The organism is Microbacterium sp. M, assembly GCF_045181065.1.
GTDB lineage: Bacteria > Actinomycetota > Actinomycetes > Actinomycetales > Microbacteriaceae > Microbacterium.
Genome location: NZ_CP173721.1, coordinates 3,773,000 through 3,797,074, shown reverse-complemented (window position 1 = coordinate 3,797,074; position 24,075 = coordinate 3,773,000). Strand labels below are relative to the sequence as shown.

The following is a 24,075-nucleotide window of genomic DNA, read 5'->3' as shown; positions in this document are numbered from 1 at the left end:
TCATGACATCGAGAACAGACGCGACGCCGACGGCCGCAGGCGCCTCGCCGGGCATCCTGAGCAGCACCTACCTGTGGATCACGATCGGCGCATGCGCGCTCGTCTTCCTCGGAGCCTTCGAGTCCCTGGCGGTCACGACCGTGATGCCCGCCGTCAGCGCCGATCTCGACGGGGAGCGCCTGTACGCGCTCGCGTTCGCCGGACCGCTGGCGACCGGCGTCATCGGCATGGTGATCGCCGGCAACTGGTCGGATCGCCGAGGGCCGGTGGCGCCGCTGTACACCGCCGTGATGGTCTTCGTCGTCGGCCTGCTCATCGCCGGTCTCGCGCCCACCATGGAGATCCTCGTCGCCGGGCGCTTCGCGCAGGGACTGGGCAGCGGAGCCCTGATGGTGGCGCTCTACGTCGTCGTCGCCCGGGTGTACCCGCAGGCGCTCCACCCTGCGATCTTCGCCGGATTCGCGGCGGCCTGGGTCATCCCGTCGCTCATCGGACCGACCATCGCCGGCCTGGTGGCCGAGCTCTGGGGCTGGCCGTGGGTCTTCCTCGGAGTCGTCGTGCTCGTCCTGATCGCCCTGCTGATGGTGGTCCCGGCGCTGCGCGGGCTGAACAGCGGCGGCGACCCCACGACGCCGTGGGCGATCGGACGTCTCGGCTGGTCGGTGCTCGCCGCACTCGCCGTGCTGGGCCTTAACCTGCTCGGCGACATCCCCGGAGCCGGACCGGCGCTCGCGGCTGTCGCCGCGGTCGTCGCCCTGATCGCCGTGCGCCCGCTCGTCCCCCGTGGCACCCTGCGAGCACGCCGTGGTCTGCCGTCCGTGATCCTGGTCCGCGGGATCGCCGCTGCGGCGTTCTTCGGGGCGCAGGTCTACCTGCCGTACCTCCTGACCGACCGGTACGCCCTCACGCCGACGCTCGCGGGGCTCGCCCTCACCGGTGGTGCGCTGGCCTGGTCGGCGGCAGCCACGGCGCAGGGGCGCTGGGGTGCGCGCCTGTCGAGCGTGACGGCGATCCGTGCCGGCACGGTCTTCGTGCTCATCGGCATCGCACTCGTGCTGGCGACCGCAGCGCTGGAGCTCACCCCCGTCATGATCGCCGTCGCCTGGGTCGTCGCTGGACTCGGGATGGGCCTGATGAGCCCGAGGACCAGCGCGCTGACGCTGGCGATGTCGACACCGAAGACGCAGGGCTTCAACAGCTCTGCGATGACGGTCGCCGACTCGTTCGGAAGCGCCCTGGCGCTCGCGATCACGGGAACCCTGTTCACGTCCGTCGCCGCCGTCCTCGACCCGTTCACCGCGGTCTTCGCCCTCGCAGGCGGGCTCGCGGTCGCCGCCGCCGTGCTGGCTCCCCGGGTCAGACCCGCGACCGGTGGGACGCAGGCATCCGAGGAGGTGACGGCATGAGCGCAGGGCAGGGAGCGATGCGCGCGATCGTGCAGCGCGAGCTCGGCGCTCCTGACGTGCTCGTCCTCGAGAACGTCCCGCGGCCCGAGCCGGGCGCCGGAGAGGTCCGGGTGCGCGTCGCGTCCGCCGGCGTGCATGCCGTCGATACCGACCTGCGTCGCGGCGAGGGCCCGGCCTCGATGCCCGAGACCTTGCTGCCCATGACTCCTGGTCGAGAGATCGCAGGAACGGTCGACGCTGTCGGGCCGGATGTCGACGCGACCCTGGTCGGAACGAGAGTCGTCGCGCACGTCGGCTTCCGAAGCGGCGGCTACGCCGAGTACGCGCTGGTCACAGCCGCAGCGCTGCATGCCGTCCCGGACGGCGTCACGTTCTCGCAGGCCGTCGCCTCCATCGGCACCGGTCGGACGGCGCAATTGGTGCTGGATGCCGCGGGGATGGTGGCCTCCGACATCGTCGTCATCCCCGGTGCATCGGGAGGCCTCGGCAGCCAGCTCGTCCAATTGGCGCTCTCGATCGGGGCGACCACGGTCGCGCTCTACGGCGGCAAGAGCAAGCGCGCCGTCGTGCAGCAGCTCGCTCGTGCCGGCGGGGCGCATTCCGGGCGCTTGATCGCGCTGGACGCGACGGACGCGTCGTGGCCGATGCGCATGGTCGCCGCCCTCGATGGCGAAGCCCCATCGATCCTGCTCGACGGCGTCGGCGGCATGACAGCGCGTGCGGTGGTCGACAGTCTCGCGCGCGGAGCGCGCGTCGTGATCTTCGGATGGTCGAGCGGCGCGGTCGTGCGCCTCGATACCGATGACATCGTGGCCCGCTCACTGACGGTGACGGTACCTCTGGGCCGGCCGATCGCGGATCTTCGGGCGCTCGAGTCGCGGGCCCTCGCCGCGACCGCCGAGGGGCGCACGTCGCCTCCGGTGGACGAGTATCCCCTCGCCGATGCTTCGGCCGCGCATGCGGCGATCGAGCAGCGGCGGCAGCGGGGCAAGGTCGTGCTGGTGCCATAGCCCTGATGCACCGATCCTTACGGTTCGAGGACTTCCGGAACAAACCCCGTGACTCGGCGTTGCACTTCGACAAGACTGGGGAAGGTGCAGCACATGACAGACGAGTACGACCTCATCGTGATCGGGGCGGGTCCCGTCGGCGAGAACGTGGCGGACCGAGCGGTGCAGGGCGGGCTCACCGCCGTCATCGTGGAGAGCGAACTCGTCGGCGGTGAATGCTCGTACTGGGCGTGCATGCCGTCGAAGGCGCTGCTGCGCTCCGGTCAGGCGCTGCGCGCCGCTCAGCGCGTCCCCGGCGCGGCCGAGGCCGTGACGGGGACGTTGGATGCCGCGGCCGTCCTCGCTCGCCGCAATTCCTTCACGAGCGACTGGTCGGATGCCGGGCAGGTCGCCTGGCTCGACAAGACCGGCATCGACCTCGCACGCGGCCACGGCCGGCTTTCGGGCGAGCGCGAGGTCACCGTGACCGGCTCCGACGGTGCGACGCGGGTGCTGCGCGCTCGGCACGCCGTGGCGATCAGCACCGGCACGGATGCGGTGATCCCCGGCATCCCTGGCCTCGCGGAAGCGAAGCCGTGGACGAGCCGCGAGGCGACCAGCGCGCAGGAGGTGCCGGCCTCGCTCGCCGTCATCGGCGGCGGCGTCGTGGCGGTCGAGATGGCGACCGCCTACGCATCGCTCGGGTCCCGGGTGACCGTGATCGCGCGCGGCGAGATCCTCGGCTCCCTCGAGCCGTTCGCCGGGGAGCAGGTCGCAGCAGGCCTCCGCGAGCTGGGCGTCGACGTGCGCACGAACACGGCGACGAGCCGCGTCGACCGCGATGAGGACGGCGTCACGATCACGCTCGGCGACGGATCGACGGTCGTGGCGGACGAGGTCCTCGCCGCCACCGGGCGTCGACCCCGCAGCGGCGACATCGGCCTCGAGAACGTCGGCCTCGAACCGGGGCGCTACATCGACGTCGACGACACCCTCCGGGTCCCTGGTAACGACTGGCTGTACGCGGTCGGCGACGTGAACGGACGCGTGCTGCTCACGCATCAGGGCAAGTACCAGGCCAGAGCGGCCGGCGACGTCATCGCCGCCCGTGCGCAGGGCGAGGACATCCGCGACGACGCGTGGGGCCGTCACGTCGCGACCGCCGATCATCGTGCCGTGCCGCAGGTCGTGTTCTCGGATCCGGAGGTCGCGGCCGTCGGTCTGACCGCCGCAGCCGCGCGCGACGCCGGCTTCGAGACCGAGGTCGTCGACTACGACCTCGGCTGGGTCGCGGGCGCGAGCCTGTACCAGGACGACTACCGCGGGCAGGCCCGCATGGTGGTGGATGCCGAGCGCGACGTGATCCTCGGAGTCACGTTCACCGGTCCCGACGTCGCCGAACTGCTGCACGCGGCGACGATCGCGGTCGCCGGAGAGGTTCCGATCTCACGACTGTGGCACGCGGTGCCGGCATATCCGACGGTGAGCGAGATCTGGCTCCGACTGCTCGAGGAATACGGTCGCCGGTCGGCGTGAGCCACGCGCCGCGCGCCATCCGATTCCGCACCCGCTCCGAAGGCAGAGAGGAGCATGAAAGGACCGTCCATGGATGAAACCGCTCAGGACGCGCCGAGAACCGGACCCCACGGTGTCCGTGGCGTCCCCTACGCTCAGAACCTGATCCGAGGAGGACAGAAATGAAGGCTGTACTCGCAGGAACCACGATCGCCGAGGCCGAAGAGGGCGACCTGATCCGCATCGAAGGCAACTGGTACTTCCCACCGGCATCCATCGCCCCCGACGCCCTCGTCGAGAGCCCGACGCCGTACACCTGCCCGTGGAAGGGCGAGTGCCAGTACTATTCGGTGCGCGCCGGGGGCGACGTCCACACGGACCGCGCCTGGGCGTACCCGCACCCGTACCCGTCGGCGTTCGATCGGGTGGGGCGGGATTTCTCCGGTTACATCGCTTTCGCACCTGACGTCGAGGTCGTACCGTAGCCACTCCCCGAACGACCGGAGACATCACCGCATGATCGAGTTCCGTTCCGTGTCCAAGCGCTTCCCCGACGGCACGCTCGCCGTCGAGGATTTCAGCCTCGTGCTCCCCTCCCGCAAGACGACGGTGTTCGTCGGGTCGTCGGGATGCGGCAAGACGACGCTGCTGCGCATGATCAACCGGATGGTCGAGCCGACCTCCGGTGATGTCGAGATCGACGGGGACAGTGTTCTCGACGGCGACCCGGTGGCACTGCGGCGTCGCATCGGCTACGTCATGCAGAACTCCGGCCTGATGCCGCACTTCACCGTCGTCGACAACGTCGCCACCGTCCTGCGGCTGACCGGCGTCGCGAAGAAGCCGGCTCGTGAGCGGGCGCTCGCGCTGCTCGACACCGTCGGGCTCGATCGCGCGCTGGCCGATCGGTACCCGAGCCAGCTCTCCGGCGGGCAGCAGCAGCGCGTCGGTGTCGCGCGCGGACTCGCGGCCGACCCCAACATCCTGCTCATGGACGAGCCGTTCGGCGCGGTCGACCCCATCGTGCGCGCCGACCTCCAGCAGGAGCTGATCCGCCTGCAGGTGGAACTCGACAAGACCGTCGTGTTCGTCACGCACGACATCGACGAGGCGTTCCTGCTCGGCGACCAGGTGGTGATCCTCGACAAGGGTGCGCGGATCGTGCAGGTCGGAACGCCCAGCGAGATCATCGAGAACCCGGCCGACGACTTCGTCGCCGCGTTCATCGGCTCCGAGCGCGGCCGCCGCGCGCTGCGCCTCAAGAAGACGCCCCACGGCACGGTCGTCGTCGATTCGGAGGGACGGACCCAGGGCGCGCTGATCGAGGACGGCATATGACCTGGGTCCTCGACAACCTCGATCTCATCCTCGCGCTGAGCGTCGAACATCTGCGGCAGAGCATCATCCCGATCGTGCTCGGTCTCGTGCTGTCGCTGCCGCTGGGGTGGGTCGCGTGGCGGTACCGGCTCGTCCGCGGCCCGGTCATCGTGCTCACCGGACTGCTCTACACCATCCCCTCGCTGGCCCTGCTGATCCTGCTGCCTGCTTCCCTCGGCTACTCGGCGACCAGCCCGCCCAACCTCATCATCGCTCTGACCATTTACGCGGTCGCGATCCTGGTGCGCTCGGTCGCCGACGGCCTCGACTCGGTCGATCCGGCCGTCCGCCAATCAGCCACCGCGGTGGGCTTCGGCGGCGCGCGCCGGTTCTGGACGGTCGACATCCCGCTCGCCGGCCCCGTCATCCTGGCGGGGCTCCGCGTCACCGCTGTCAGCACGATCTCGCTCGCCACGGTCGGGATCCTGATCGGCGTCGAGAACCTCGGGTATCTGTTCACCAACGGGCTGCAGCGCCGCATCATCGCCGAGGTGTTCGCCGGCATCCTGGCCGTCGTGCTGATCGCGCTCGTCATCGACCTGCTTCTGGTGCTGGCCGGCCGCATGATGATGCCGTGGACGCGTGCGACGGACGCGACCACGACGCGTCGCGTCATCATGCCGATGAGGTCCGCCGCATGAACCTGTTCACGGATGCGCTGGCCTGGCTGTTCTCCCCGGAGCGGCTGGAAGGGCAGTACGCCCTGCCGATCCTGCTCGGCCAGCACATCTACTACACGATCGTCTCCGTGCTCATCGCGGCAGCGATCGCCGTCCCCGCCGGCTGGATCATCGGCCACACCGGTCGCGGACGCGAGATCGCCGTCGCGATCTCGGGCGCCGCGCGCGCGATCCCGTCGTTCGGCCTGATGATCCTGCTCGTCCTGCTGCTGGGGGTGCTGCGCGTTCCGGAGGCGGCGATCATCACGTTCGTGATCCTCGCGATCCCGTCACTGCTCGCCGGCGCCTACACCGGTCTCGAGGCGATCGACCGGCGCACGATCGACGCGGCGCGGGCTGTCGGGATGACCGGTTGGCAGGTGTTCTGGAGGGTCGAGCTGCCGCTCGGGCTGCCGCTGCTCGTCGGCGGCATCCGTGCCGCCCTGCTGCAGGTCATCGCCACGGTCACCATCGCCGCGTACGTCAACCTCGGCGGACTCGGCTGGCCCATCATCCAGGGCATCCCCCTGCAGCGATTCGATCAGGTGCTCGGCGGCGCGATCCTGGTCGCCCTCCTCGCCCTCATCGCCGACCTGCTGATGGCGCTCGCACAGCACGCTGCGGTGCCCACCGGCATCCGCGTCCAGCAGACCCGTCGGGTCGGCGGCCGGGCGCGCGCCACGGCATCCGCTACCGCCTGAATCCAGACCACCAAGAGAGGAACACCATGTTCACCGCACGAAAGTCCCGCATCGCGCTCGTCGGCGCCGCGGCGCTCGCCGCGTCGCTCGTCCTGGCCGGATGCTCGAACAGCAACCCGCTCGAAGAAGAACCGGCCGACGAAGGTTCCGGCGACGGCGGCGACACGATCGTCGTCGGCTCGCAGGCCTACTACTCGAATGAGATCGTCGCCGAGATCTACGCCCAGGCTCTCGAAGCCGAGGGCTTCACGGTCGAGAAGAAGTTCAACATCGGTCAGCGCGACGCGTACATCCCCGAGCTCGAGTCCGGTGCCGTCGACCTCTTCCCGGAGTACACCGGCAACCTGCTCGAGTTCTACGACCCGGAGGCGACCGCGACGAGCCCGGAGGACGTCTACGCGGCTCTGCAGGAGGCGCTCCCCGAGGAGCTCACCGCTCTGGACTACGCCGAGGCCAGCGACCAGGACACCTACACCGTCACGAAGGAGTTCGCCGAGGCGAACGGCCTCACCACCATCGCGGATCTCGCGAAGGTCACCACGCCCGTGACACTCGGCGGCGCGCCGGAGCTCGAGCAGCGACCGTACGGACCGGCGGGTGCGAAGGAGGTCTACGGCGTCGACCTGGCGTTCTCGGCGACCGGAGAGACCACGCTCGAATCGCTGCTGGCCGGTGAGATCCAGGTCGCCGACATCTACACGGCGGCTCCCGCGTTCCAGACCGAGGAGATCGTCGCACTGGAGGACCCGGAGAACCTGATCCTCGCGTCGAACGTGGTCCCGATCGCATCGAGCGACGTCGCCGACGAGATCGCCGACGTCATCAACGCCGTCAGCGCCGAGCTCGGTGCCGACGACCTCGTCGCGCTCGGTGTGCAGAGCACCGAGGACCAGATGTCGCCCGGCGACATCGCGACGCAGTGGCTCGAGGATGCCGGTCTGATCTGACCCCACGATGAACCGACGATGCCCCGGGAGCCATTCGGTTCCCGGGGCATCATCGCGTTCGCGAGGAGTGCGCGTCAGACGCGCGAGTCCTGGCGCGGCACCCACACCTTCTTGATGATGATGAGGATGGATGCCGTGACCGGAACGGCGACCAGGGCACCGAGCAGACCCAGCAGCGTGCCGCCCACCATCGCCCCGATGACGACGAGCGAACCGGGCACCGAGACGGCCCTGCTCATCACGCGCGGCGTGAGGAAGTACGCCTCGAACTGCATGTAGACGAGGTAGATCGCGGCGAAGATGAGCGCGAGCAGCGGGTCGCTGAACAGCGCGATCACCGAGCCGATCATCCAGAACAGCACGGATCCGACGAGCGGGATCAGCGTGATCATGAAGGCGGTCACCGCCAGCAGGAGCGGGAACGGCAGACCGAGGATCGAGTACAGCAGCAGCACGACGAGCGAGTTGATGAACGCCAGCGTCACCATGCCCATCACGTAACCGCCGACGGAGTCCGTGATCTGGTCGGTGATGATCTCGGTGTTCGCACGGTCGCGGGCCGGGACCATGCGCAGCATGGCCTGCTTCATGCCGGGCAACGTCGCCACGAAGTAGATGATCAGCACGAGCACGATGATCGCGCCCGAGATGCCGCTCGCGATCGAAGCTCCGACCTGCAGGGCACCGCCGCCGATCGCGGCGATGTTGCCCGGGTCGGTGAGGAAGCCCTGGACCTGGGCGACCAGATCCTCGAAGTTGTCGCCGAACTGCGCCTCGAGCGTCGCGTAGACATCGCTCGACTGGAAGTCGCGGATCATGCCCGGGACGTCCGCGATGAAACTCGCGATCTGCTGGACGACCACCGGTACGACCGCCCAGATCACCAGGCCCAGCAGCACGAGCAGCGAGACCAGCACCGTGACGAGCGCCCACGCCCGCGGCATCCGATGCCGTTCGAGGAACCGGACCGCAGGATCCAGGCCGAGAGCGGCGAACAGGGCGAGCGCGATGTAGATCAGCACGGTCGACAGGTTCGTCATGGCGAGACCGAGTGCGATGGCGGCGAGCCCGCCGAGCGTCACGAGGAAGCCGAAGGCGAACGGCTTGTCGATGCGTGTCCAGAAGGAACGCGTCGACGGTGTCGGCTCCACGTACGGCCGAGTGGTGAGCTCCGGCTCTGGATCCGGCTGCGGCGCTGGTCGGTCGGCGCGACGGCGCTTGTGCGGCTTCTCGGCGACGGGACTGACGTCCTCGGTCTCGTCCGCAGGATTCTCGGTGGTCATCCGTTCACTCTAGGGGAGGGCGATATCGTGGGGATATGACCGATGACGCCGCCCGGAACGAATTGCTGCGACTGCGCGCCAGCATCGACAACATCGACGCCGCTCTCATCTTCATGCTCGCCGAGCGTTTCCGCGCAACGCAGCAGGTCGGGCTGCTGAAGGCGCAGCACGCCATGCCCGCATCCGACCCGTTCCGCGAGGAGCAGCAGGTCGCCCGGTTGCGTGCGCTCGCCGAAGAGGCGCACCTCGATCCCGAGTTCGCCGAGAAGTGGTTCAACTTCGTCGTCGCCGAGGTCATCCGCCACCACACCGAGGCGGCCGAGGGTCGCTGACGGGGTTCCGCCTCGAAGGGGTTGACATCGCCTCTGCTCGCGCGCATGGTTAAGGTATTCATTAATTAAGGAATCGCTTACATGTATGCAGCGGACGAACTCGACCTCGTCTTCCAGGCTCTCGCCGATCCGACCAGACGTGCGATGATCTCGCGCCTCAGCAGCGGATCGATGACTGTCGGGGAGCTGGCCGCGCCGTTCGCGATGAGCCGACCCGCCATCTCGCAGCACCTCAAGGTGCTCGAACGCGCCGGTCTCATCGAACGCACGGTCGACGCCCAGTGGCGCCGATGCACGCTCCGCACGGAACCCCTCGACGAGGCGGCGGCCTGGGTCGAGCGGCACCGCGCCGAGTGGAACGAGCGCTTCGACGTGCTCGATGAGCGGCTCCGGGAGTTGAAAGGAAAGACCGATGCCTGAGCAGACGGCGACGAGCCGGAAGCAGTTCACGATCACCCGCGTCTTCGCCGCGCCCCGCGACCTGGTGTGGCGCGCCTGGATCGACCCCGACGAGGTCGCCTTCTGGTGGCATCCGCGTGGTGTGGTCACACCGCGCGAGAGCATCGAGATCGACGCGCGACCGGGCGGGCGATACCGCTACACGATGATCGCCCCTGACGGGACGGAGCATCCCACCGCCGGGGTGTACCGCGTGATCGCGCCCCCCGAACGGCTCGTCTTCACCTGGGGTTCGCCCGGCGACTCCGACGACTCGGCCCCCGTCATCACGGTCGATCTCGCGGAACACGGAGACGACGGCGAAGAGACCCTGATGACCTTCCATCTGCAGGGCATCGACGGTGCACCGGGCGATGAGAACGTCTACGACGGCTGGGACTCCGCCTTCGACATGCTCGATGAGCGCATCGACGCGCAGGAGCCCCTCGAGCCGGGGGCGCTCTGATGGGCATCCTCACCGTCGAGCAGATCGTGAGCGTGGACGGCTACGCCGCCGAGCCGGACGGCGGCATCGGGTTCATGGATGCCGCGGACGTCGGCAATGCGAACGACGACGACCAGCTCGAGTTCCTCCGGGACGTCGACGCGATCCTGCTGGGTGCCGACACCTACCGGATGTTCGCGGGCTACTGGCCGACGGCCGACCCCGGCATCGAAGTCGTCGCCGAACCGATCAACCGATTGCCGAAGTTCGTCCTCTCGAACACGTTGACCGAGGCACCATGGGGCGATGGTTCGATCGAGATCCTCTCGGGTGATGCTGCGGACGCGGTCGCAGCGCTCAAGGGACGGTACGACCGGATCATCGTCTGGGGCAGTCTCACCCTCACCGACACGCTTTTCGAGGCCGGTCTGGTCGATGAGCTCCGCCTCCGCGTCGTACCGGTGCTCATCGGCGATGGACGCTCGTTCTCGCCGCCAACGCTGGGTCAGCGCCGCCTCGAGCTCGTCCGCGTCGTCTCGCATCCGAGCGGTCACGTCGGGGTGACCTACCGGATGACGGCATCCGGCTGACGACGCAGAAGGTCCCGGATCGCCGACCGCGTTCCGGGACCTTCTCAGGGGAGTTACTTCGTCGTGCCCTGCGACACCGACCCCTGCAGCTGGCGCTGGAAGAGGATGTACACGATCAGCACCGGCACGATCGTGATGATCACCGCGGCGAACATCTCACCGAAATCGAGCGCGTAACCCGCCGATGAGGCGTAGGACGCCATGCCCTGCGAGAGTACGTAATTGCTCCGATCCGTGTTCAACGAGATCGGCAGCAGGAACTGGTTCCACAGTCCCAGGAAGTTCATGATCGCCACGGCGGCCATTCCCGGCCTCGCCATCGGCAGCATCACCTGGAAGAACGTGCGCCATTCGCTCGCGCCGTCGACGTACGCGGCCTCCTGGATCTCGTACGGCAGCGACTTGAAGAACGAGAACAGGAAGAACACCGTGAACGGCAGCGCGAAGGCGACGTACGTGATGATCAGACCGGGCAGCGTGTTCAGCAGCCCCATGCCCTGCAGGATGAAGAACAACGGGACGATCGCCAGGAACACCGGGAACGTGAGCCCCGCGAGCATCAGGTAGTAGATCACCCGGCTGCCCGGCACCGAGAACCGTGCCAGCACGTACGCGCACATCGCGCCGAGGACCATCACGAGCACGAGCGAGACGCCCACGACGATGATGGTGTTGATGAACATGCCGCCGAAATTCTCGCCCACCCACGCGTTGACGTAGTTGTCGAAGTTCCAGTTCGCCGGCAGTCCGAACGGAGAGGCGAAGATCTCCTTCGTTGTCTTGAAGGATCCGATGAAGGTCCACAGCATCGGCAGGATCACGACGAGCGACCAGATGGCCAGTACGACGTGGGATGCCCCGCCGACGGCCTTGTCGCTCGCAGTGGATTTCGTGGTGGTCGGCCGACCCTTCGCCTTCGGATCGATCGTGACGGCGGCGCGCGTGTCGACGCTCATGAGCGTCCTCCTTCGTCCTTGCCGCCGATGAGGCGGAACACGCCGATCACCACAGCGGCGAACAGCAGCGTGAGCACGGCCAGGACCACGCCCATGGCGCTGGCCAGGCCGAACTGCCCCTTCTCGAATGCCGTCCGGAACAGGTACTGGCTCATCACGAGCGTGCTGTTGCCCGGCCCGCCGGTGGAGTTCAGACCCGCCATGTAGACGAAGGCGTCCAGAGCCAGGATGCCGAGATAGATGTAGGCCGTCTGCACGTTGTCGCGGATCTGGGGAAGAAGGATCGCGGTGACGGTGCGGAACCTGCCGGCGCCGTCGATGCGCGCCGCTTCGAGCGTCTCGCTGGGGATCCCCTTGATCGCGGCGATGAACAGCACCATGTAGAAGCCGACCATGCTCCAGACGATGACGAAGATCGTCGCAGCCATGGCGGTGCGCTCGTCTCCGAGCCACGCGAAGCCGTTCGTGTCGATGCCGACCACGCCGAGCAGGCCGTTCAGCAGGCCGCTGGGCGTGTAGATCATGTTCCACAGGATCGCGATGACGATCGCGGGAATGACGTACGGGAAGAACGACACGACCCGGTAGAAGCTCGAGCCGCGGAGTCCCCGCACCTGACCGTGGCTCGGGCCGCCGATCGTGATCATGCTCGCGAAGACCAGGGCGATCACGATCGTGATCAACGGGACGACGATCGCCAGCAGCAGGTTGTTGCCCATCGCCTGCAGGAACGTCGGATCCTGGAAGAGCCTCACGAAGTTGTCGACGCCGACGAAGTCCATGTTCGGCGAGAAGCCGGTCCAGTTCGTCATCGCGTAGTACACGGCCTGGATGAACGGCGAGATGACGAAGATCAGGAAGATGGCGACCGGCAGGCCGAGGAACACCAGCAGGAACGAGACGTAGTCGAACGTCATCTTGCGCCGCAGCCCCGCACGGGGCGCCTTGCGGCGTCCCGTGCGGGTGGTGACGACGGCTCTGGTGTCCGGAGCCGCGTCGAGAGGGGGAGCGCTCAGGCTCATTTGATCTCGATCTTCTCGATGGAGCTGTCCTCACGGATCTTGTCGGTCAGCGCCTGGAGCTGGGTCGTGATCTCGGCGACCGTCATCTTGCCGTCCAGGAACGAGTTCCAGATCGGCAGCTGGTCGGAGTTCATGCCGTACAGGTTGAACGACTTGATCGTGAACATGCCCGTTCCGGCCGCCGCGATCATCTCCACCTGCGAGACGAGAGCGGTCGAACCGAAGCCGTCCTCGGGGACGATGTCCTTGACGACGGTCGGCGCGAGCTTCTCCTTCGAGAACGCCGACGCGGCCTCCTTCGAGAGCATCGTGCGCAGCAGCTCCTTGCCGCCCGCGACGTTCTTCGCCTTGGAGGGCACGATGAACGGCTCGCCGGCCTCGGCGCGCATGAAGCCGGCCGGCGTCGTGGCGTTGCCGTCGAGCGGCATCTCGCGCACGCCCTTCATCTGGAAGTTCTCCGCGGTCGTCTTCTTCATCTCGTTCTCGATCCACGAGCCGGACGGGTACAGCAGCGCCTCCTGGTCGAGGCTCCACTGCGACTGGGCCTGGGTGAACTGCGTTCCTCCGCCGCCCGGCTTGACGTAGCCGGACGCGATGAGCTCGTGCAGGATCGTCAGGATGGACTGCAGGGTCGGGTGCGACCAGCATCCCTCTTCCAGGTTCTCCAGCGGCAGGCGCACCTCGTCACCGGACTGGATGACGGCCGAGTCGACGACGAACGTCTGGTAGTAGGTCGCCGCCTCCTTGCCCCACAGGAACAGGTACTTGCCCTTCGCCTTCGCGGCTTCGCCGAGAGCCTTGAGGTCCTGCCAGGTCTGCGGCGGCTCCCAGCCGTTCTCCTCGAACAGGCTGCCGGAGTACCAGATGCCGTACGTGGTGAACACGTAGTTGATCGCCGCGAACTTGTCGCCGAAGGTGCCGGGCGCCTTGACGCCGTCGAACAGGGTGTCGGCGATCTTCTGCCCCTCGAGGTTCTCCGCTTCGAGCACGTCGCTGAGATCCTCGAGCTGGTCGAGGATCGTGTTCCAGCCGATCGAGTTGGCACCGGAGTTGTCGACCAGGTCCGGCGGGTTGCCGCCGACGAAGCGGGGCTGCAGCTCCTGTGCGATCTTGGTGGATGCCGAGACCTTGGCGGTGACGCCGTCCAGGCCCTTGTTGCCCGCCATGATCTCGGCGGCGTTCTCGACGTAGTCGACGCCGTAGCCGCCGTCGAAGATGACCGCGTCGACCGTCGTGTTCGCCGCGACGCCGAACGGGTTGTCGGAGGTGACCTCGCCTGCGGGTCCGCCACCGCCACCACCGCCGCCCGGGGCGGCGCAGGATGCGAGGGACATGCCAAACGGCAGCAGCAGCGCCGTCGCTGCCGCGCCGCGCAGCAGAGTGCGGCGGCTGATGGAGGATTCGGTGAGTTCCATCTTCTTACCTTTCGTTGGGGGTGTGCGGTCGGGTGGGTTCAGGCGCCGCGTCGGATGCGTCCGCGGTACCGGTCCTCGAGGACGGAGTTGTGCTCATCGCCGCCGGGGATGTTGGCGGAGATGTACATCGGCGGGATGTCGCCGCGATCGGTGATCCTGCGCGCCACCCCGAGCGTGAGCAGCTGCGCGATGTACGCGCCGGTGATCGACGAGATCGCTCCGGCGCCGATGCCGCCGGCGAGCTCGAGCGTCGTGTCGCCGTAGGGGGCCAGGTTGTCGATGACGACGTCTGCGACCTCGCTCAGGCGCCGGCCCGATGGATGCTTCGGCTGCACGCGCGCTGTGTGCTCGAGGCTGGTCACCGCGATGACCGGGTGTCCGCGGTCCTTCGCCCACAGCGCCGCGCCGACGATCGAACCGTTCACGCCGGAGTTCGAGGCGATCATGAAGACGTCGCCCTCGCCGACGTGCACGGTCGCCATGAGCTCGTCGACCACCCACGGCTCGCGTTCCAGTGACCCGGTGAGCACTTCGACGTCGCGATCGCCGTGCAGCACGAGGTCGCGCAAGGCGAAGCGATCGGTCGGGATCAGCCCGCCGGCGCGGCCGGAGATCTCCATCGCGAACGCCTCGGAGTGCCCGGTGCCGAACGCGTGGATCACGCCGCCGCGGTCGACGCAGGTGACCAGCAGGTCGATCGCCGCATCGAGGGCACCGGCCTCGGCATCCGCGGTGAGGCGCGCGAGACGCTCGTGCGCCTCGCGGAGCAGATCGGACGGCGTGGCAGTCATCCGGTGACCTCCTCGGCCGCGGTCGACGGCGCGCCCGGCGTGCGGGGCCGACGATGCCCCGACACGGCCATGGCCGTCGCGGCGAGCCGCTTCGCGGCCGGGTCGAACATCTGCTGGGCGATGAAGAGATACAGCAGGTCGATGACGAACAGCTGCGCGTGCTTGACCGACATGTCGTCCGGTCGCAGGTAGCCGACCGGAGCCGCCGTCGTGATCGATACCTCGGCGACGTCGGCGATCCAGCTCTCGTCGTCGTGGGTGATCGCGACCGTGAACGCGCCGGAGGCGCCCGCCTGGTCGAGCATCTGCACCGTCTCGTTCGTCTGGCCGGTGCTGGAGACGCCGATCGCCACGGAGGTCGCGTCCTGCAGGACGGCACTGGCCAGACCGTCGTGCACGTCCGACCACGCGTGCGAGCTGATGCCGATCCGGTGCAGTCGGCGCTGGAACTCGTCGGCGATGCCTGCACTGCCGCCGAGGCCGTAGATGTCGACGTGCCGGCTGGTCGTGATGGCGCGCGCGGCGCGGTCGACGGCATCCAGGTCGATGCCCTCGGCTGTGGTCTCGAGTCCGCGCACGTGCGCGTTCAGGAGCGTGCGCAGGATCTTCTCCGGCGCATCCGTGGGTTCGAACTCGGCGCCGATGTCGGTGTGCCAGGTCTGCTCGGCACTGCCGCGGCCCAGTTCGGTCGCGATCGCGACGCGGAACTGCGTGTAGCCGTCGAAGCCGAGGGACCGGCAGAAGCGGGTGACGCTGGCCGGCGAGCTGCCCGCGCGTTCGGCGAGTTCGGTGATGGTCAGCTCCACCGGAGCGGTCGGCTGCGAGATCACGAGATCCGCGATCCGCGACAGGGCGATCGGCATGCCGTGACGGCGCGCCGAGATGCGTCCGATGATCGCGCCGTTGTCGGCGTCCACGCTGCGTGGCACCATTGCCTCCAGAACTCGCCGTTGATAGTTCTCGTTGGGGTGAAAACTATTCTCACCGTGGACCAAGGTCAAGTTAGGACGCATAACATATGGGTCACGACATGCTGATGGTCGGTGTGGACGGCGGCGGAACCGGCACGCGGGCCGTGCTCATCACTCCGGGTGGCCGATGCCTCGGCTACGGGGTCGCCGGGCGGGGCAACCCGATCTCGGCTGGTGTCGCACCGGCCGCTGCCGCAGTGCTGACCGCGGTTCGATCGGCGATGGCATCCGCAGGATGCCGGCTGAGCGACGTGTCTGTGATCGTCGCGGCCCAGGCTGGGCAGCCGGCCTCCGGCGAGGGCACCGAGTCCTTGCGGGATCTGCTGCGATCCGCCGGCTTCGGTGGCACGGTCCGGTTCGAGTCCGACCTGCTGGCGACCTACTTCAGCGGCACGGCGGACGACTCCGGTTATGCGGTGGTCTCGGGGACGGGTGCCTGTGCGATCCGCGTCGTCGGCGGCCGGATCGACGCCGCAGCCGACGGTCTCGGCTGGCTGCTCGGTGACCGCGGCAGCGGATTCTGGATCGGGCAGCGCGTCGCGAAGGCGGCGATCCGCGACCTCGACGGCGCCGGGCCGGCGACCGCCCTGACGCGGGATCTGCTCGAGCATCTGGGTATCGCACCGGAGGCGAGCCGAGGAGGCGGTCGCCCCCCGTCGCTCGAACAGCTCGTCGGGGTGCTCTACGGGAAGCCGCCGATCGAGCTCGCCTCGTTCGCTCCACTCGCGTTCCGGTCGGCCGAGGACCCGGTCGCCTCGGGCATCCTGCGGCGTGCGGGCGAGCACCTCGCCGATTCGCTCGCCGCGGTGCTGGCGGGCCCCGGGCCGCTGGTCGTCGGCGGGGGAGTGCTGTTCCGTCCCGGCCCGGTGCGCGAGGCCTTCGTCCGGCGCCTGGGTGATGCCGCGGCCGACCTCGACCTGCGAGCGGTCGAGGACGGAGTGGTCGGAGCGGGTCTGCTCGCGTTGCGCACCGGCGGCCACCCGGTGACGACGGAGACGCTCGACAGGCTTGCCGACGCGGTCGCCCGTGTGCGGTGATCGTCCGCTCATGACGCTCCTCCCTGAGTGTCTGACGCCATTCTATGATCTAATTCACTAGAAACAATCACAACTGTGCATTTTCTTGAGGGGATCATCGATGATCGAATCGTCGGCCGGCGCACACATGCGTGCCGAGCTCCTGTCTCAGCCCGAGACCTGGGCTCGTGCTGCGGACATGCGACAGGAGCAGCATCGGCTTCCGGTGCACGGCACCCGCGTCGCCGTCGTCGGCTGCGGGACCAGTTGGTTCATCGCGCAGTCCTATGCGGCGCTTCGCGAGACCGCGGGTCTCGGCGAGACGGACGCCTTCGCGGCATCCGAGGCCTTCGTCGATCGCGGTTACGACGCGATCGTCGCCCTCACGCGCTCCGGTACGACCACCGAGGTGCTCGAGCTCACCACGCGCGCCAAGGGACGAGTGCCCGTGATCGGCGTGATCGGCGATCCGACGTCGCCGCTGGTCGATCTCGTCGACGACGCCGTCCTGCTGCCGTTCGCCGATGAGCGGTCCGTCGTGCAGACCCGCTTCGCGACGACCGCGCTCGCGCTGTTCCGCGCCTCGCTCGGCGAGGACCTCACCGGAGCGATCGAGGACGCCAGGAGCGTGCTCGCCCGGCATCCGGATGCCGAGCTCACCGCAGCCGAGCAGTACACGTTCCTCGGTCGAGGCTGGACCATCGGGCTCGCGCACGAAGCGGCCCTCAAACTGCGCGAGTCGTCGCAGAGCTGGACCGAGTCGTACCCGTCGATGGACTACCGGCACGGCCCGATCGCCATAGCCGCCCCAGGGCGGATCACGTGGCAGTTCGGTGCGGCGCCCGAGGGCCTCGCGGATCAGGTGCGCGCGACGGGCGGCATGTTCGTCCAGCACGGTGTGGATCCGATGGCGGACCTCGCGCGCCTGCACCATGTCGCACTCGAGCGGGCGCTGGCCGCGGGGCTGGACCCCGATCAGCCCCGCAATCTCACCCGTTCGGTCGTTCTGGGCGCGTGAGCACCTCCTCGCCCGCAGTCGGCCCCGGCGTGATCGGGGCCGGCGCCGCCGTGCTCGCCTTCGACGTCGGAGGCACCGACATCAAATCGGCCCTGATCGACACGCACGGCACGACGCTCGACCTGCGTCGGACGCCGACTCCGCATTCCGATGAGGATCCGGCCGGTGCGCTCATCCACGAGCTCGGCGCGCTGGCCGATGGCCTGCGATCGCGGCATCCGCTCGTGGTTCCGCAGGCGGTCGGTGTCGTGGTGCCTGGCATCGTCGATGCGGATGCCGGGGTGGGCGTCTTCGCGAGCAATCTGGGCTGGCGCGACGCGCCGCTGCGCCGACTGGCGGAGGAGCGCTTCGGGTTGCCGGTGGCGTTCGACCACGACGTCCGCACCGCGAGCTGGGCCGAGCACCTCCTCGGCGGAGCGCGCGGCCACGCGAACGTCGTCGTCCTGATCATCGGCACCGGCATCGCGGGCGCGATCCTCGTCGACGGGCGCCCCTTCACCGCCGGTGGATACGCCGGCGAGATCGGGCACTCGCCGATCGCCGACGGTCCGATCTGCGCCTGCGGCGCGCGCGGATGCCTCGAGGCGGTCGCGTCAGCCGGAGCGATCGTCCGCCGCTACGCCGCCGAAACCGGAAGCGAACCCGACGGTGCGCGCGACGTGATCGCGCGCGGCCGGACCGGCGACGCTGTGGCGGCCCGCATCTGGGGCGAGGCGCTGGATGCGCTGACGCTCGCGCTCGCGCAGCTCACCGCCGTCATCGCCCCCGACGCGATCGTCATCGGCGGCGGACTGTCACGCGCCGGTGGCGCCCTGTTCGACGAACTGCGTGCGCGGCTCGCTGCGCGGCTGAGCTTCCATCGCCTCCCCGAGCTGATCCCCGCGCAGCTGCACGAGGATGCCGGCCTGATCGGCGCGGCGCTGCGGGCGAGGGAGCTCGCATGATCCTCACCGCGACACCGAACCCCGCGCTGGATCTCACGTGGGTCGTCGACCGTCTGCAGGTCGGCGGCACTCATCGCGCTGAGGCCGGCGCCGTGCGCGCCGGGGGCAAGGGGCTCAACGTCGCGCGGGTCGCGCGCGCGGCGGGAGCCGACGTCCGAGCGGTCACCACGGTCGGCGGTGCGACGGGCGACGAGTTCCGACACGATCTCGAGGCGAGCGGTGTGCCGCATCGGCTCATCCCGGTTGCGGCGTCCACGAGACGCAGCGCCGCATGGGTGGATGACGCGCTCGGTGACACCACCATCGTCAACGAGCGCGGCGTGAACCCCTCGGACGAGGAGTGGACACGCGTGGTCGATGCCGTCCGCGAGGAGGTGACCACGGCATCCGTGCTGGTGATCGCCGGGAGTCTGCCGCCCGGCGCGCCGCCCTCGCTGCTGCCGCAGCTCATCGGCCTCGGTGCCGGAATCGACGTGATCGTCGACACGTCGGGCGCTGGTCTGCTCGCCGCAGCGGATGCCGGGGCCGCCGTCCTCAAGCCCAACCGCGCCGAGCTGGTCGAGGCCACAGGGATCGCCGATCCGTTCGCCGGCGCCCGCGAACTGCTGCGCCGCGGAGCAGGGCTCGTGCTGCTCTCCCTCGGGCCGGAAGGTCTTTGCGCGATCGGCGACGGAGCCTCGCTGCAGGCGCGCCTGCCCGAACCGTTGGCCGGCAATCCGACCGGTGCCGGCGACGCGGCCGTCGCGGCCGTCGCGTGCCTGCTGGATGCCGGCATCCGCGACCCCGAGACGATTCTGCGTCGGGCCGCCGCCTGGTCGGCCGCGGCCGTGCTCATGCCGTTGGCGGGGGAGATCTCGCTCCGGTGGCGAGAACTCGAACACGAACTCATCGTCGAGAAACCATCCGCCGCATGAGAAACCACGCCGGTAGTGGTTTCTCGCGCGCGGAGTGGCTTCTCGGCATCCGATCCCTGGGGAGGACCCCGCATGCCGCTCGTCCCCGCCCGTGACCTCGTCGCCGAGGCCGCCGCGGCGCGGCGCGGCATCGGGGCGTTCAATGTGATCCATCTCGAGACCGCCGAGGCGCTCGCCGCGGCATCCGAGGCGGCCGGGCTCCCGGTCATCCTGCAGATCTCGCAGAACTGCGCCGACTACCACGGCGGGCTCGAGCCGATCGCGCTGGCGACGCTCGCGATCGCGCGCCGGGCCGTGACACCGGTCGCCGTGCATCTCGACCATGCCGAGCGTCCGGAGCTCGTCGATGAGGCGATCGCCCTCGGCATCGGATCCGTGATGTTCGACGGCGGCGCGCTGCCGTACGACGAGAACGTCGCCCTGACCGCGCAGGTCGCAACCCGCGCTCGCGCTGCGGGCGTCCACATCGAGGGTGAGCTGGGCGAGGTGGGCGGCAAGGACGGCGCGCACGCACCGGGGGTGCGCACCGACCCCGACGAGGCGCGGGAGTTCGTGGCGATCACGGGCGTGGACGCGCTCGCCGTCGCGGTCGGCAGCTCGCACGCGATGACCGACCGCAGCGCCGCGCTCGACATCGACCTCGTCGGCAGGCTGCACAGGGCACTGGACATCCCGATCGTGCTGCACGGCTCCTCGGGCGTTCCGGATGCCGTTATCGTGGATGCCGTGCGCGCCGGAATGACGAAGATCAACGTCTCCACGCGCCTCAACGGGTTCTTCACGCGCGCGATCCGCGAGCGGTTGGACTCCGACGCGGGTCTCGTCGACTCCCGCAGGTACGTCGCACCGGGCCGCGAGGCCGTCACAGCGGAGGCCGCACGGATGCTGCGCCTGTTCGCGCTCCAGGGAGTCGCATGAAACGCGCCGCGCGGTTGAGCGCGATCCTCGATCTGCTCGCCGCCCAGGGCGAAGTGACGATCGATCAGCTCGTCGAGCGCTTCGGGGCGTCTCCCGCGACGAGTCGCCGCGACCTCGACAGCCTCGCCGAGCAGCGGCTGCTGACGCGCACGCACGGTGGAGCGGTCGCGCAGTCCGTGGCCTACGAGCTGCCGGTGCGCTACAAGAGCCATCTGCGCACGCACGCGAAGGAGCGGATCGCTCACGCGGCGGCGGCGCTCGTCGAACCGGGCGCGACCGTCGGACTCTCCGGAGGCACCACGACCACGGCGATCGCCGCCGCGCTGGCGGCGCGCGAGGACCTCGGCGAGATCACGGTGGTCACGAACGCGGTCAACATCGCCGCGCAGCTCGCCACCCGACCCGACATCAAGGTCGTCGTGACCGGCGGCGTCATCCACTCCCGCAGCTACGAACTGGTCGGGCCCTTCGTCGAGCAGTTGCTGGCAGGCATCCACCTGGATGTCGCCTTCATCGGCGTGAACGGGATCGCGGCTGATGCCGGGGCGACCACCCACGACGAGCGCGAGGCGGCCGTGAACCGGATGATGGCACAGCGGGCGACCAGGGCGATGATCGTCGCGGACTCGGACAAGGCCGGGGCCGTCGCGTTCGCCCACGTGGGCGACGCCGGGCTCTTCCCGCTTCTGATCACGGATGCCGGAATCGATGATGCGGCCGCGGACGATCTGGCCGGCGCCGGCTTCGAGATCATCCGCGCCGAATGAACCCAGTGGAGGCGCCGCGGCTGTGAACCGCGACGCCCCCTGAGCAGTCGATGTCGATCTTCGGCGCTCCCCAGCGCGCAACTCCCCAGTATCGAAGATTCCCCGCGACCCCCTCGCGTCCCCCTTCTGACGCTCCGCGTGACATCGTCTGAACATCAAGAGCGGCATCCGAGGGATCTGATACATCGAATCGAGAAATTCTTTCCCGGCCTGCTCGACCGGGCACCGGGCACCAGGTCAGAGCGCGGTGCCGTGCACCTGGAACGGGGTTCGCAGACCCGTCGCATCGGATGCCGCCGCCAGGGCGACCGCGGGGTCGTCGCCCGCACTGAGCCCCGCATGCACGGCGGCGAGCAGCTCACTCGCCACGTCGTCGGCGACCACCGTCGGCGCGGCGATCACCGCTCGGGTGCCGGCGTGCAGCCAGACCCGTGTCATCCCCAGGGCCTCCTCGCCCCACCGCACGGAGGATCGGCCGAGCTCGCAGGCCGACAGCACGACGGTGTCGGGGACGCGGGGGATGAGGTCCACGTCGTACCCGAACAGGGTCCCGTCGTGCAGCTCGAACCCGGCGAAGAGCGGGTTGTCGACGGTGTGCCTGCCGTGCGCGGCGATGTGCAGGACGTCGACGCGGTCGGCGAGCGCGGTCACGGCATCCACCCGCGCATCCTGGCCGGTCAGCAGGGTGGCGTTCGGCCAGGCGGATGCCGCGGCGCGCGTCTCCTCCTCCGCACGCGGGACGCGCGGGCCGGCGGCGAACCCCGCGGATGCCGCGCGACGCGGGGCACCGCGGTCGTCGAACCAGCGAGACACCGAGGGCGCGAGCACGAACGGGATCCCCGCCATCTGCGGAAGCATGCCCCACGGGATGCCGCCGAGGGCGCCGGGAACCGTGAGGACGAGACGCGACGCATCCTCCGTCGCCGCGAGTGCCGGCGCGAGCAGAGCGGCGCCGAGCGCACGCATCCGCTCGTCCAGCGCGCCGGCCACGACCGCCGCCATCGGGCCGGAGCGCACCGCCGCAGCGACATCGAGATCCGCGCGCAGACCTGTGGTCGCGCGTGCCACGTCGTCCCAGTTCAGCCGGACGATGCGGGCATCATGCGGCGTGGCGATCACGCACAGCAGCTCGCTGCCGGTGAAGACGTACGACAGCACAGCGGTTCCCGGATCGAGAACCGCACGCACCTCGTCGATGCCGACCCTGCGCCGTGTGTCGCCCGCGCCCGTGGCCGTCCACTGGCGCTCGCGGACCCGGTCTCGCAGCGCCCGCACCTGAGGGTGGGTCGTCCATTCGCTGCCGGTCAGTTCGGCGCGCAGCATCCGCAGCTCTGCGAGGTCGGCGGCGAGCTCCGGATCGTGCGGCGGACGAACGGGTACGACCTGCTGGCTGAGATGCCTGGCGCGTTCCGACCAGTCGAACAGGATGCTCGGGTCGCCGCTCTCGGCCGCCGAACGCAGCCCCTGGAAGATGAGGTTCGTCCCGTGCATCGCGACGGACGCCTGCAGGTCGAGCGCGCCGAACGAGCGCTGCCAGTCCGAAAGCAGATCCAGCCCGCCCGCGACGTGTCGGCGGGCGGCGGCGCCCTGTGACCGAGCCGCTCGCGCTTCGGCGGCGCGCAGCTTCAGCGGGGTGGGCGCCTGTCGGGGGAGACGAGGCAGCGGCATCGGCGTCCGTGCGCTGTGCGCGGCCGCCACGGCGGCGGTCAGTCGCACCGCGGTGGCCTCCGTCGGGAATCCGGCCGCCTTCAACGCGGACGCCGCCTCGGCGAACTCGGCGGCGGGCGGCGGCGATCCGGTGGCGACCAGCGCGTCGAGCCGCACGGCGGCGCTGCGCGCCGCCCAACTGTCGCTGCCGAGGGCGCGGAACCGTCGAGCAGCCGCCCCGGCGACCTTCGCGGCACGTGACGGGTCGTGCTGCAGCAGCGACCGCGCGAGGTGGAACTCCGCCTCAGCCCTGGCCTGGCGCATCTTCGCCGCACCGAAGATCACGGCCACGGACTCGAGAAGGTGCTCGGCCTCATCGACGAGACCGGCGTCGCGCAGCACCTCCGCGCGGTCCAGGTCGCTCATGGCCGCGCTGACGTCGGACTCGGCGGCGATGACGGGGCGCGAGCGCGCCATCAGGTCGAGGGCGGTGAGCAGGTCGCCCGCGAGCAGCGCGGCGTAGCCGAGGTTGTGGCGGGCTTCGGCCGCGGCGGCCGATTCGCCCGCCGACTCGTAGATCTCGGTGGCCCGCTGCAGATCGGCCTGGCCGGAGGCGAGTTCTCGACGCTGCATGTGCACGAGCGAGCGGTTCATCAGACAGTTCGCCAGCGCGACCCCGGAGAGCCCGTCGACGGCGCGGGTCAGCAATGCCTCGGCCTCGTCCAATCGGCCGGCCCTCGTGCAGATCACCCCGAGCTGTCCCGCGAGGATGGCCGTCGTCTCCTGGCTGAGCCCCTCGCGCGCGAGGGCTTGTCGGACGAGTGCTTCGCCGCCGGCCGGATCGCCGGTCTGAGCGAGGACGTACGAGAGGCTGCCGTCGATGCGGGCCTGCAGATCGGCATCCGCGTCCGGATGGGCCGAGGCGCGTGCGAACAGTCGACGGGCCTCGGCGAAGCGTTGCGCGTCAATGGCGACGCGCCCCCGCGCCCACAATTCCCGCGCCGATTTCCCCAT

The 24,075-nt window shown here is 69.5% G+C and carries 25 protein-coding genes; 18 read left to right on the top strand and 7 right to left on the bottom strand.

Going from position 1 to position 24,075, the window contains the following annotated elements:
• Nucleotides 1-2: 2 nt before the first annotated feature.
• From ACI7YT_RS18465 to ACI7YT_RS18430, 8 genes are all read left to right on the top strand, one after another.
• Complete coding sequence (locus tag ACI7YT_RS18465; protein ID WP_406247679.1) at nucleotides 3-1,406, top strand: MFS transporter; 1,404 nt, start codon at nucleotides 3-5, stop codon at nucleotides 1,404-1,406.
• The gene (locus ACI7YT_RS18460; protein WP_406247678.1) at nucleotides 1,403-2,416 is read left to right on the top strand and encodes an alcohol dehydrogenase catalytic domain-containing protein; all 1,014 of its coding nucleotides are present in this window, start codon (nucleotides 1,403-1,405) and stop codon (nucleotides 2,414-2,416) included. Before ACI7YT_RS18465 ends, ACI7YT_RS18460 begins: the two co-directional genes overlap by 4 nt.
• Nucleotides 2,417-2,509: 93 nt before the next feature.
• Nucleotides 2,510-3,931: a dihydrolipoyl dehydrogenase family protein gene (locus ACI7YT_RS18455; RefSeq protein WP_406247676.1), complete on the top strand. Its 1,422-nt coding sequence runs from the start codon at nucleotides 2,510-2,512 to the stop codon at nucleotides 3,929-3,931.
• Nucleotides 3,932-4,092: 161 nt separating this feature from the next.
• Nucleotides 4,093-4,395 carry a DUF427 domain-containing protein gene (locus ACI7YT_RS18450; protein WP_406247675.1) on the top strand — a complete coding sequence of 101 codons (303 nt, stop codon included), beginning with the start codon at nucleotides 4,093-4,095 and terminating at the stop codon, nucleotides 4,393-4,395.
• A 31-nt stretch (nucleotides 4,396-4,426) separates the two neighbouring features.
• Nucleotides 4,427-5,248: an ABC transporter ATP-binding protein gene (locus tag ACI7YT_RS18445; protein ID WP_406247673.1), complete on the top strand. Its 822-nt coding sequence runs from the start codon at nucleotides 4,427-4,429 to the stop codon at nucleotides 5,246-5,248.
• Entirely contained in the window at nucleotides 5,245-5,928 is a 684-nt protein-coding gene (locus tag ACI7YT_RS18440) for an ABC transporter permease (protein ID WP_406247671.1), read from the top strand. Before ACI7YT_RS18445 ends, ACI7YT_RS18440 begins: the two co-directional genes overlap by 4 nt.
• The gene (locus tag ACI7YT_RS18435; RefSeq protein ID WP_406247669.1) at nucleotides 5,925-6,647 is read left to right on the top strand and encodes an ABC transporter permease; all 723 of its coding nucleotides are present in this window, start codon (nucleotides 5,925-5,927) and stop codon (nucleotides 6,645-6,647) included. Before ACI7YT_RS18440 ends, ACI7YT_RS18435 begins: the two co-directional genes overlap by 4 nt.
• Nucleotides 6,648-6,673: 26 nt before the next feature.
• Nucleotides 6,674-7,594 carry an ABC transporter substrate-binding protein gene (locus ACI7YT_RS18430; RefSeq protein ID WP_406247667.1) on the top strand — a complete coding sequence of 307 codons (921 nt, stop codon included), beginning with the start codon at nucleotides 6,674-6,676 and terminating at the stop codon, nucleotides 7,592-7,594.
• Between the two features lie 74 nt (nucleotides 7,595-7,668).
• On the opposite strand, the gene ACI7YT_RS18425 is transcribed toward ACI7YT_RS18430, so the two are convergent.
• Nucleotides 7,669-8,877, bottom strand: coding sequence for an AI-2E family transporter (locus ACI7YT_RS18425; RefSeq protein WP_406247665.1), 1,209 nt, complete (start codon nucleotides 8,875-8,877; stop codon nucleotides 7,669-7,671).
• Between the two features lie 35 nt (nucleotides 8,878-8,912).
• Between ACI7YT_RS18425 and ACI7YT_RS18420 the strand changes: the two genes are divergently transcribed.
• From ACI7YT_RS18420 to ACI7YT_RS18405, 4 genes are all read left to right on the top strand, one after another.
• A complete protein-coding gene (locus tag ACI7YT_RS18420; protein ID WP_406247663.1) occupies nucleotides 8,913-9,209 on the top strand; it encodes a chorismate mutase in 297 nt (98 codons plus the stop codon).
• Between the two features lie 81 nt (nucleotides 9,210-9,290).
• On the top strand, nucleotides 9,291-9,629 hold the full coding sequence (locus ACI7YT_RS18415; RefSeq protein WP_406247661.1) for an ArsR/SmtB family transcription factor: 339 nt from the start codon (nucleotides 9,291-9,293) through the stop codon (nucleotides 9,627-9,629).
• Nucleotides 9,622-10,113 (top strand): SRPBCC domain-containing protein, encoded by a 492-nt coding sequence (locus tag ACI7YT_RS18410; RefSeq protein ID WP_406247659.1) that lies wholly within the window; start codon nucleotides 9,622-9,624, stop codon nucleotides 10,111-10,113. The genes ACI7YT_RS18415 and ACI7YT_RS18410 overlap by 8 nt, the downstream gene beginning before the upstream one ends.
• Complete coding sequence (locus ACI7YT_RS18405) at nucleotides 10,113-10,682, top strand: dihydrofolate reductase family protein (protein ID WP_406247658.1); 570 nt, start codon at nucleotides 10,113-10,115, stop codon at nucleotides 10,680-10,682. Before ACI7YT_RS18410 ends, ACI7YT_RS18405 begins: the two co-directional genes overlap by 1 nt.
• A gap of 53 nt (nucleotides 10,683-10,735) precedes the next feature.
• On the opposite strand, the gene ACI7YT_RS18400 is transcribed toward ACI7YT_RS18405, so the two are convergent.
• The 5 genes from ACI7YT_RS18400 to ACI7YT_RS18380 are packed head-to-tail and all read right to left on the bottom strand — an operon-like array spanning nucleotide 10,736 to nucleotide 15,795.
• Entirely contained in the window at nucleotides 10,736-11,638 is a 903-nt protein-coding gene (locus ACI7YT_RS18400; protein WP_406247656.1) for a carbohydrate ABC transporter permease, read from the bottom strand.
• Nucleotides 11,635-12,660 (bottom strand): carbohydrate ABC transporter permease, encoded by a 1,026-nt coding sequence (locus ACI7YT_RS18395; protein ID WP_406247654.1) that lies wholly within the window; start codon nucleotides 12,658-12,660, stop codon nucleotides 11,635-11,637. Before ACI7YT_RS18395 ends, ACI7YT_RS18400 begins: the two co-directional genes overlap by 4 nt.
• Complete coding sequence (ngcE, locus tag ACI7YT_RS18390; protein WP_406247652.1) at nucleotides 12,657-14,075, bottom strand: N-acetylglucosamine/diacetylchitobiose ABC transporter substrate-binding protein; 1,419 nt, start codon at nucleotides 14,073-14,075, stop codon at nucleotides 12,657-12,659. The genes ACI7YT_RS18395 and ngcE overlap by 4 nt, the downstream gene beginning before the upstream one ends.
• Before the next feature lie 38 nt (nucleotides 14,076-14,113).
• Nucleotides 14,114-14,866 carry a sugar isomerase domain-containing protein gene (locus ACI7YT_RS18385; protein WP_406247650.1) on the bottom strand — a complete coding sequence of 251 codons (753 nt, stop codon included), beginning with the start codon at nucleotides 14,864-14,866 and terminating at the stop codon, nucleotides 14,114-14,116.
• The gene (locus ACI7YT_RS18380) at nucleotides 14,863-15,795 is read right to left on the bottom strand and encodes a MurR/RpiR family transcriptional regulator (RefSeq protein ID WP_406247648.1); all 933 of its coding nucleotides are present in this window, start codon (nucleotides 15,793-15,795) and stop codon (nucleotides 14,863-14,865) included. Before ACI7YT_RS18380 ends, ACI7YT_RS18385 begins: the two co-directional genes overlap by 4 nt.
• 89 nt (nucleotides 15,796-15,884) lie before the next feature.
• On the opposite strand from ACI7YT_RS18380, the gene ACI7YT_RS18375 reads away from it, so the two are divergent.
• The 6 genes from ACI7YT_RS18375 (at nucleotide 15,885) to ACI7YT_RS18350 (ending at nucleotide 21,414) form a co-directional block, all read left to right on the top strand.
• Nucleotides 15,885-16,874 carry an N-acetylglucosamine kinase gene (locus ACI7YT_RS18375; protein ID WP_406247647.1) on the top strand — a complete coding sequence of 330 codons (990 nt, stop codon included), beginning with the start codon at nucleotides 15,885-15,887 and terminating at the stop codon, nucleotides 16,872-16,874.
• Between the two features lie 100 nt (nucleotides 16,875-16,974).
• Nucleotides 16,975-17,871 carry an SIS domain-containing protein gene (locus ACI7YT_RS18370; RefSeq protein WP_406247645.1) on the top strand — a complete coding sequence of 299 codons (897 nt, stop codon included), beginning with the start codon at nucleotides 16,975-16,977 and terminating at the stop codon, nucleotides 17,869-17,871.
• Entirely contained in the window at nucleotides 17,868-18,815 is a 948-nt protein-coding gene (locus tag ACI7YT_RS18365) for an ROK family protein (protein ID WP_406247643.1), read from the top strand. Before ACI7YT_RS18370 ends, ACI7YT_RS18365 begins: the two co-directional genes overlap by 4 nt.
• Nucleotides 18,812-19,729 (top strand): 1-phosphofructokinase family hexose kinase, encoded by a 918-nt coding sequence (locus ACI7YT_RS18360; protein WP_406247642.1) that lies wholly within the window; start codon nucleotides 18,812-18,814, stop codon nucleotides 19,727-19,729. The genes ACI7YT_RS18365 and ACI7YT_RS18360 overlap by 4 nt, the downstream gene beginning before the upstream one ends.
• Nucleotides 19,730-19,801: 72 nt before the next feature.
• Nucleotides 19,802-20,647 (top strand): class II fructose-bisphosphate aldolase, encoded by an 846-nt coding sequence (locus tag ACI7YT_RS18355; RefSeq protein ID WP_406247641.1) that lies wholly within the window; start codon nucleotides 19,802-19,804, stop codon nucleotides 20,645-20,647.
• On the top strand, nucleotides 20,644-21,414 hold the full coding sequence (locus ACI7YT_RS18350; RefSeq protein WP_406247639.1) for a DeoR/GlpR family DNA-binding transcription regulator: 771 nt from the start codon (nucleotides 20,644-20,646) through the stop codon (nucleotides 21,412-21,414). Before ACI7YT_RS18355 ends, ACI7YT_RS18350 begins: the two co-directional genes overlap by 4 nt.
• Before the next feature lie 237 nt (nucleotides 21,415-21,651).
• Here ACI7YT_RS18350 and ACI7YT_RS18345 read toward each other — a convergent pair whose 3' ends face one another.
• On the bottom strand, nucleotides 21,652-24,075 hold the full coding sequence (locus ACI7YT_RS18345; protein ID WP_406247638.1) for a CHAT domain-containing protein: 2,424 nt from the start codon (nucleotides 24,073-24,075) through the stop codon (nucleotides 21,652-21,654).

What these genes read in the sequence shown, in the direction of transcription:
- ACI7YT_RS18465 (WP_406247679.1), top strand. Translation starts at nt 3, where the DNA reads ATGACATCGAGAACAGACGCGACGCCGACGGCCGCAGGCGCCTCGCCG.
- ACI7YT_RS18460 (WP_406247678.1), top strand. Translation starts at nt 1,403, where the DNA reads ATGAGCGCAGGGCAGGGAGCGATGCGCGCGATCGTGCAGCGCGAGCTC.
- ACI7YT_RS18455 (WP_406247676.1), top strand. Translation starts at nt 2,510, where the DNA reads ATGACAGACGAGTACGACCTCATCGTGATCGGGGCGGGTCCCGTCGGC.
- ACI7YT_RS18450 (WP_406247675.1), top strand. Translation starts at nt 4,093, where the DNA reads ATGAAGGCTGTACTCGCAGGAACCACGATCGCCGAGGCCGAAGAGGGC.
- ACI7YT_RS18445 (WP_406247673.1), top strand. Translation starts at nt 4,427, where the DNA reads ATGATCGAGTTCCGTTCCGTGTCCAAGCGCTTCCCCGACGGCACGCTC.
- ACI7YT_RS18440 (WP_406247671.1), top strand. Translation starts at nt 5,245, where the DNA reads ATGACCTGGGTCCTCGACAACCTCGATCTCATCCTCGCGCTGAGCGTC.
- ACI7YT_RS18435 (WP_406247669.1), top strand. Translation starts at nt 5,925, where the DNA reads ATGAACCTGTTCACGGATGCGCTGGCCTGGCTGTTCTCCCCGGAGCGG.
- ACI7YT_RS18430 (WP_406247667.1), top strand. Translation starts at nt 6,674, where the DNA reads ATGTTCACCGCACGAAAGTCCCGCATCGCGCTCGTCGGCGCCGCGGCG.
- ACI7YT_RS18425 (WP_406247665.1), bottom strand. Translation starts at nt 8,877, where the DNA reads ATGACCACCGAGAATCCTGCGGACGAGACCGAGGACGTCAGTCCCGTC.
- ACI7YT_RS18420 (WP_406247663.1), top strand. Translation starts at nt 8,913, where the DNA reads ATGACCGATGACGCCGCCCGGAACGAATTGCTGCGACTGCGCGCCAGC.
- ACI7YT_RS18415 (WP_406247661.1), top strand. Translation starts at nt 9,291, where the DNA reads ATGTATGCAGCGGACGAACTCGACCTCGTCTTCCAGGCTCTCGCCGAT.
- ACI7YT_RS18410 (WP_406247659.1), top strand. Translation starts at nt 9,622, where the DNA reads ATGCCTGAGCAGACGGCGACGAGCCGGAAGCAGTTCACGATCACCCGC.
- ACI7YT_RS18405 (WP_406247658.1), top strand. Translation starts at nt 10,113, where the DNA reads ATGGGCATCCTCACCGTCGAGCAGATCGTGAGCGTGGACGGCTACGCC.
- ACI7YT_RS18400 (WP_406247656.1), bottom strand. Translation starts at nt 11,638, where the DNA reads ATGAGCGTCGACACGCGCGCCGCCGTCACGATCGATCCGAAGGCGAAG.
- ACI7YT_RS18395 (WP_406247654.1), bottom strand. Translation starts at nt 12,660, where the DNA reads ATGAGCCTGAGCGCTCCCCCTCTCGACGCGGCTCCGGACACCAGAGCC.
- ngcE (WP_406247652.1), bottom strand. Translation starts at nt 14,075, where the DNA reads ATGGAACTCACCGAATCCTCCATCAGCCGCCGCACTCTGCTGCGCGGC.
- ACI7YT_RS18385 (WP_406247650.1), bottom strand. Translation starts at nt 14,866, where the DNA reads ATGACTGCCACGCCGTCCGATCTGCTCCGCGAGGCGCACGAGCGTCTC.
- ACI7YT_RS18375 (WP_406247647.1), top strand. Translation starts at nt 15,885, where the DNA reads ATGGGTCACGACATGCTGATGGTCGGTGTGGACGGCGGCGGAACCGGC.
- ACI7YT_RS18370 (WP_406247645.1), top strand. Translation starts at nt 16,975, where the DNA reads ATGATCGAATCGTCGGCCGGCGCACACATGCGTGCCGAGCTCCTGTCT.
- ACI7YT_RS18360 (WP_406247642.1), top strand. Translation starts at nt 18,812, where the DNA reads ATGATCCTCACCGCGACACCGAACCCCGCGCTGGATCTCACGTGGGTC.
- ACI7YT_RS18355 (WP_406247641.1), top strand. Translation starts at nt 19,802, where the DNA reads ATGCCGCTCGTCCCCGCCCGTGACCTCGTCGCCGAGGCCGCCGCGGCG.
- ACI7YT_RS18350 (WP_406247639.1), top strand. Translation starts at nt 20,644, where the DNA reads ATGAAACGCGCCGCGCGGTTGAGCGCGATCCTCGATCTGCTCGCCGCC.
- ACI7YT_RS18345 (WP_406247638.1), bottom strand. Translation starts at nt 24,075, where the DNA reads ATGGGGAAATCGGCGCGGGAATTGTGGGCGCGGGGGCGCGTCGCCATT.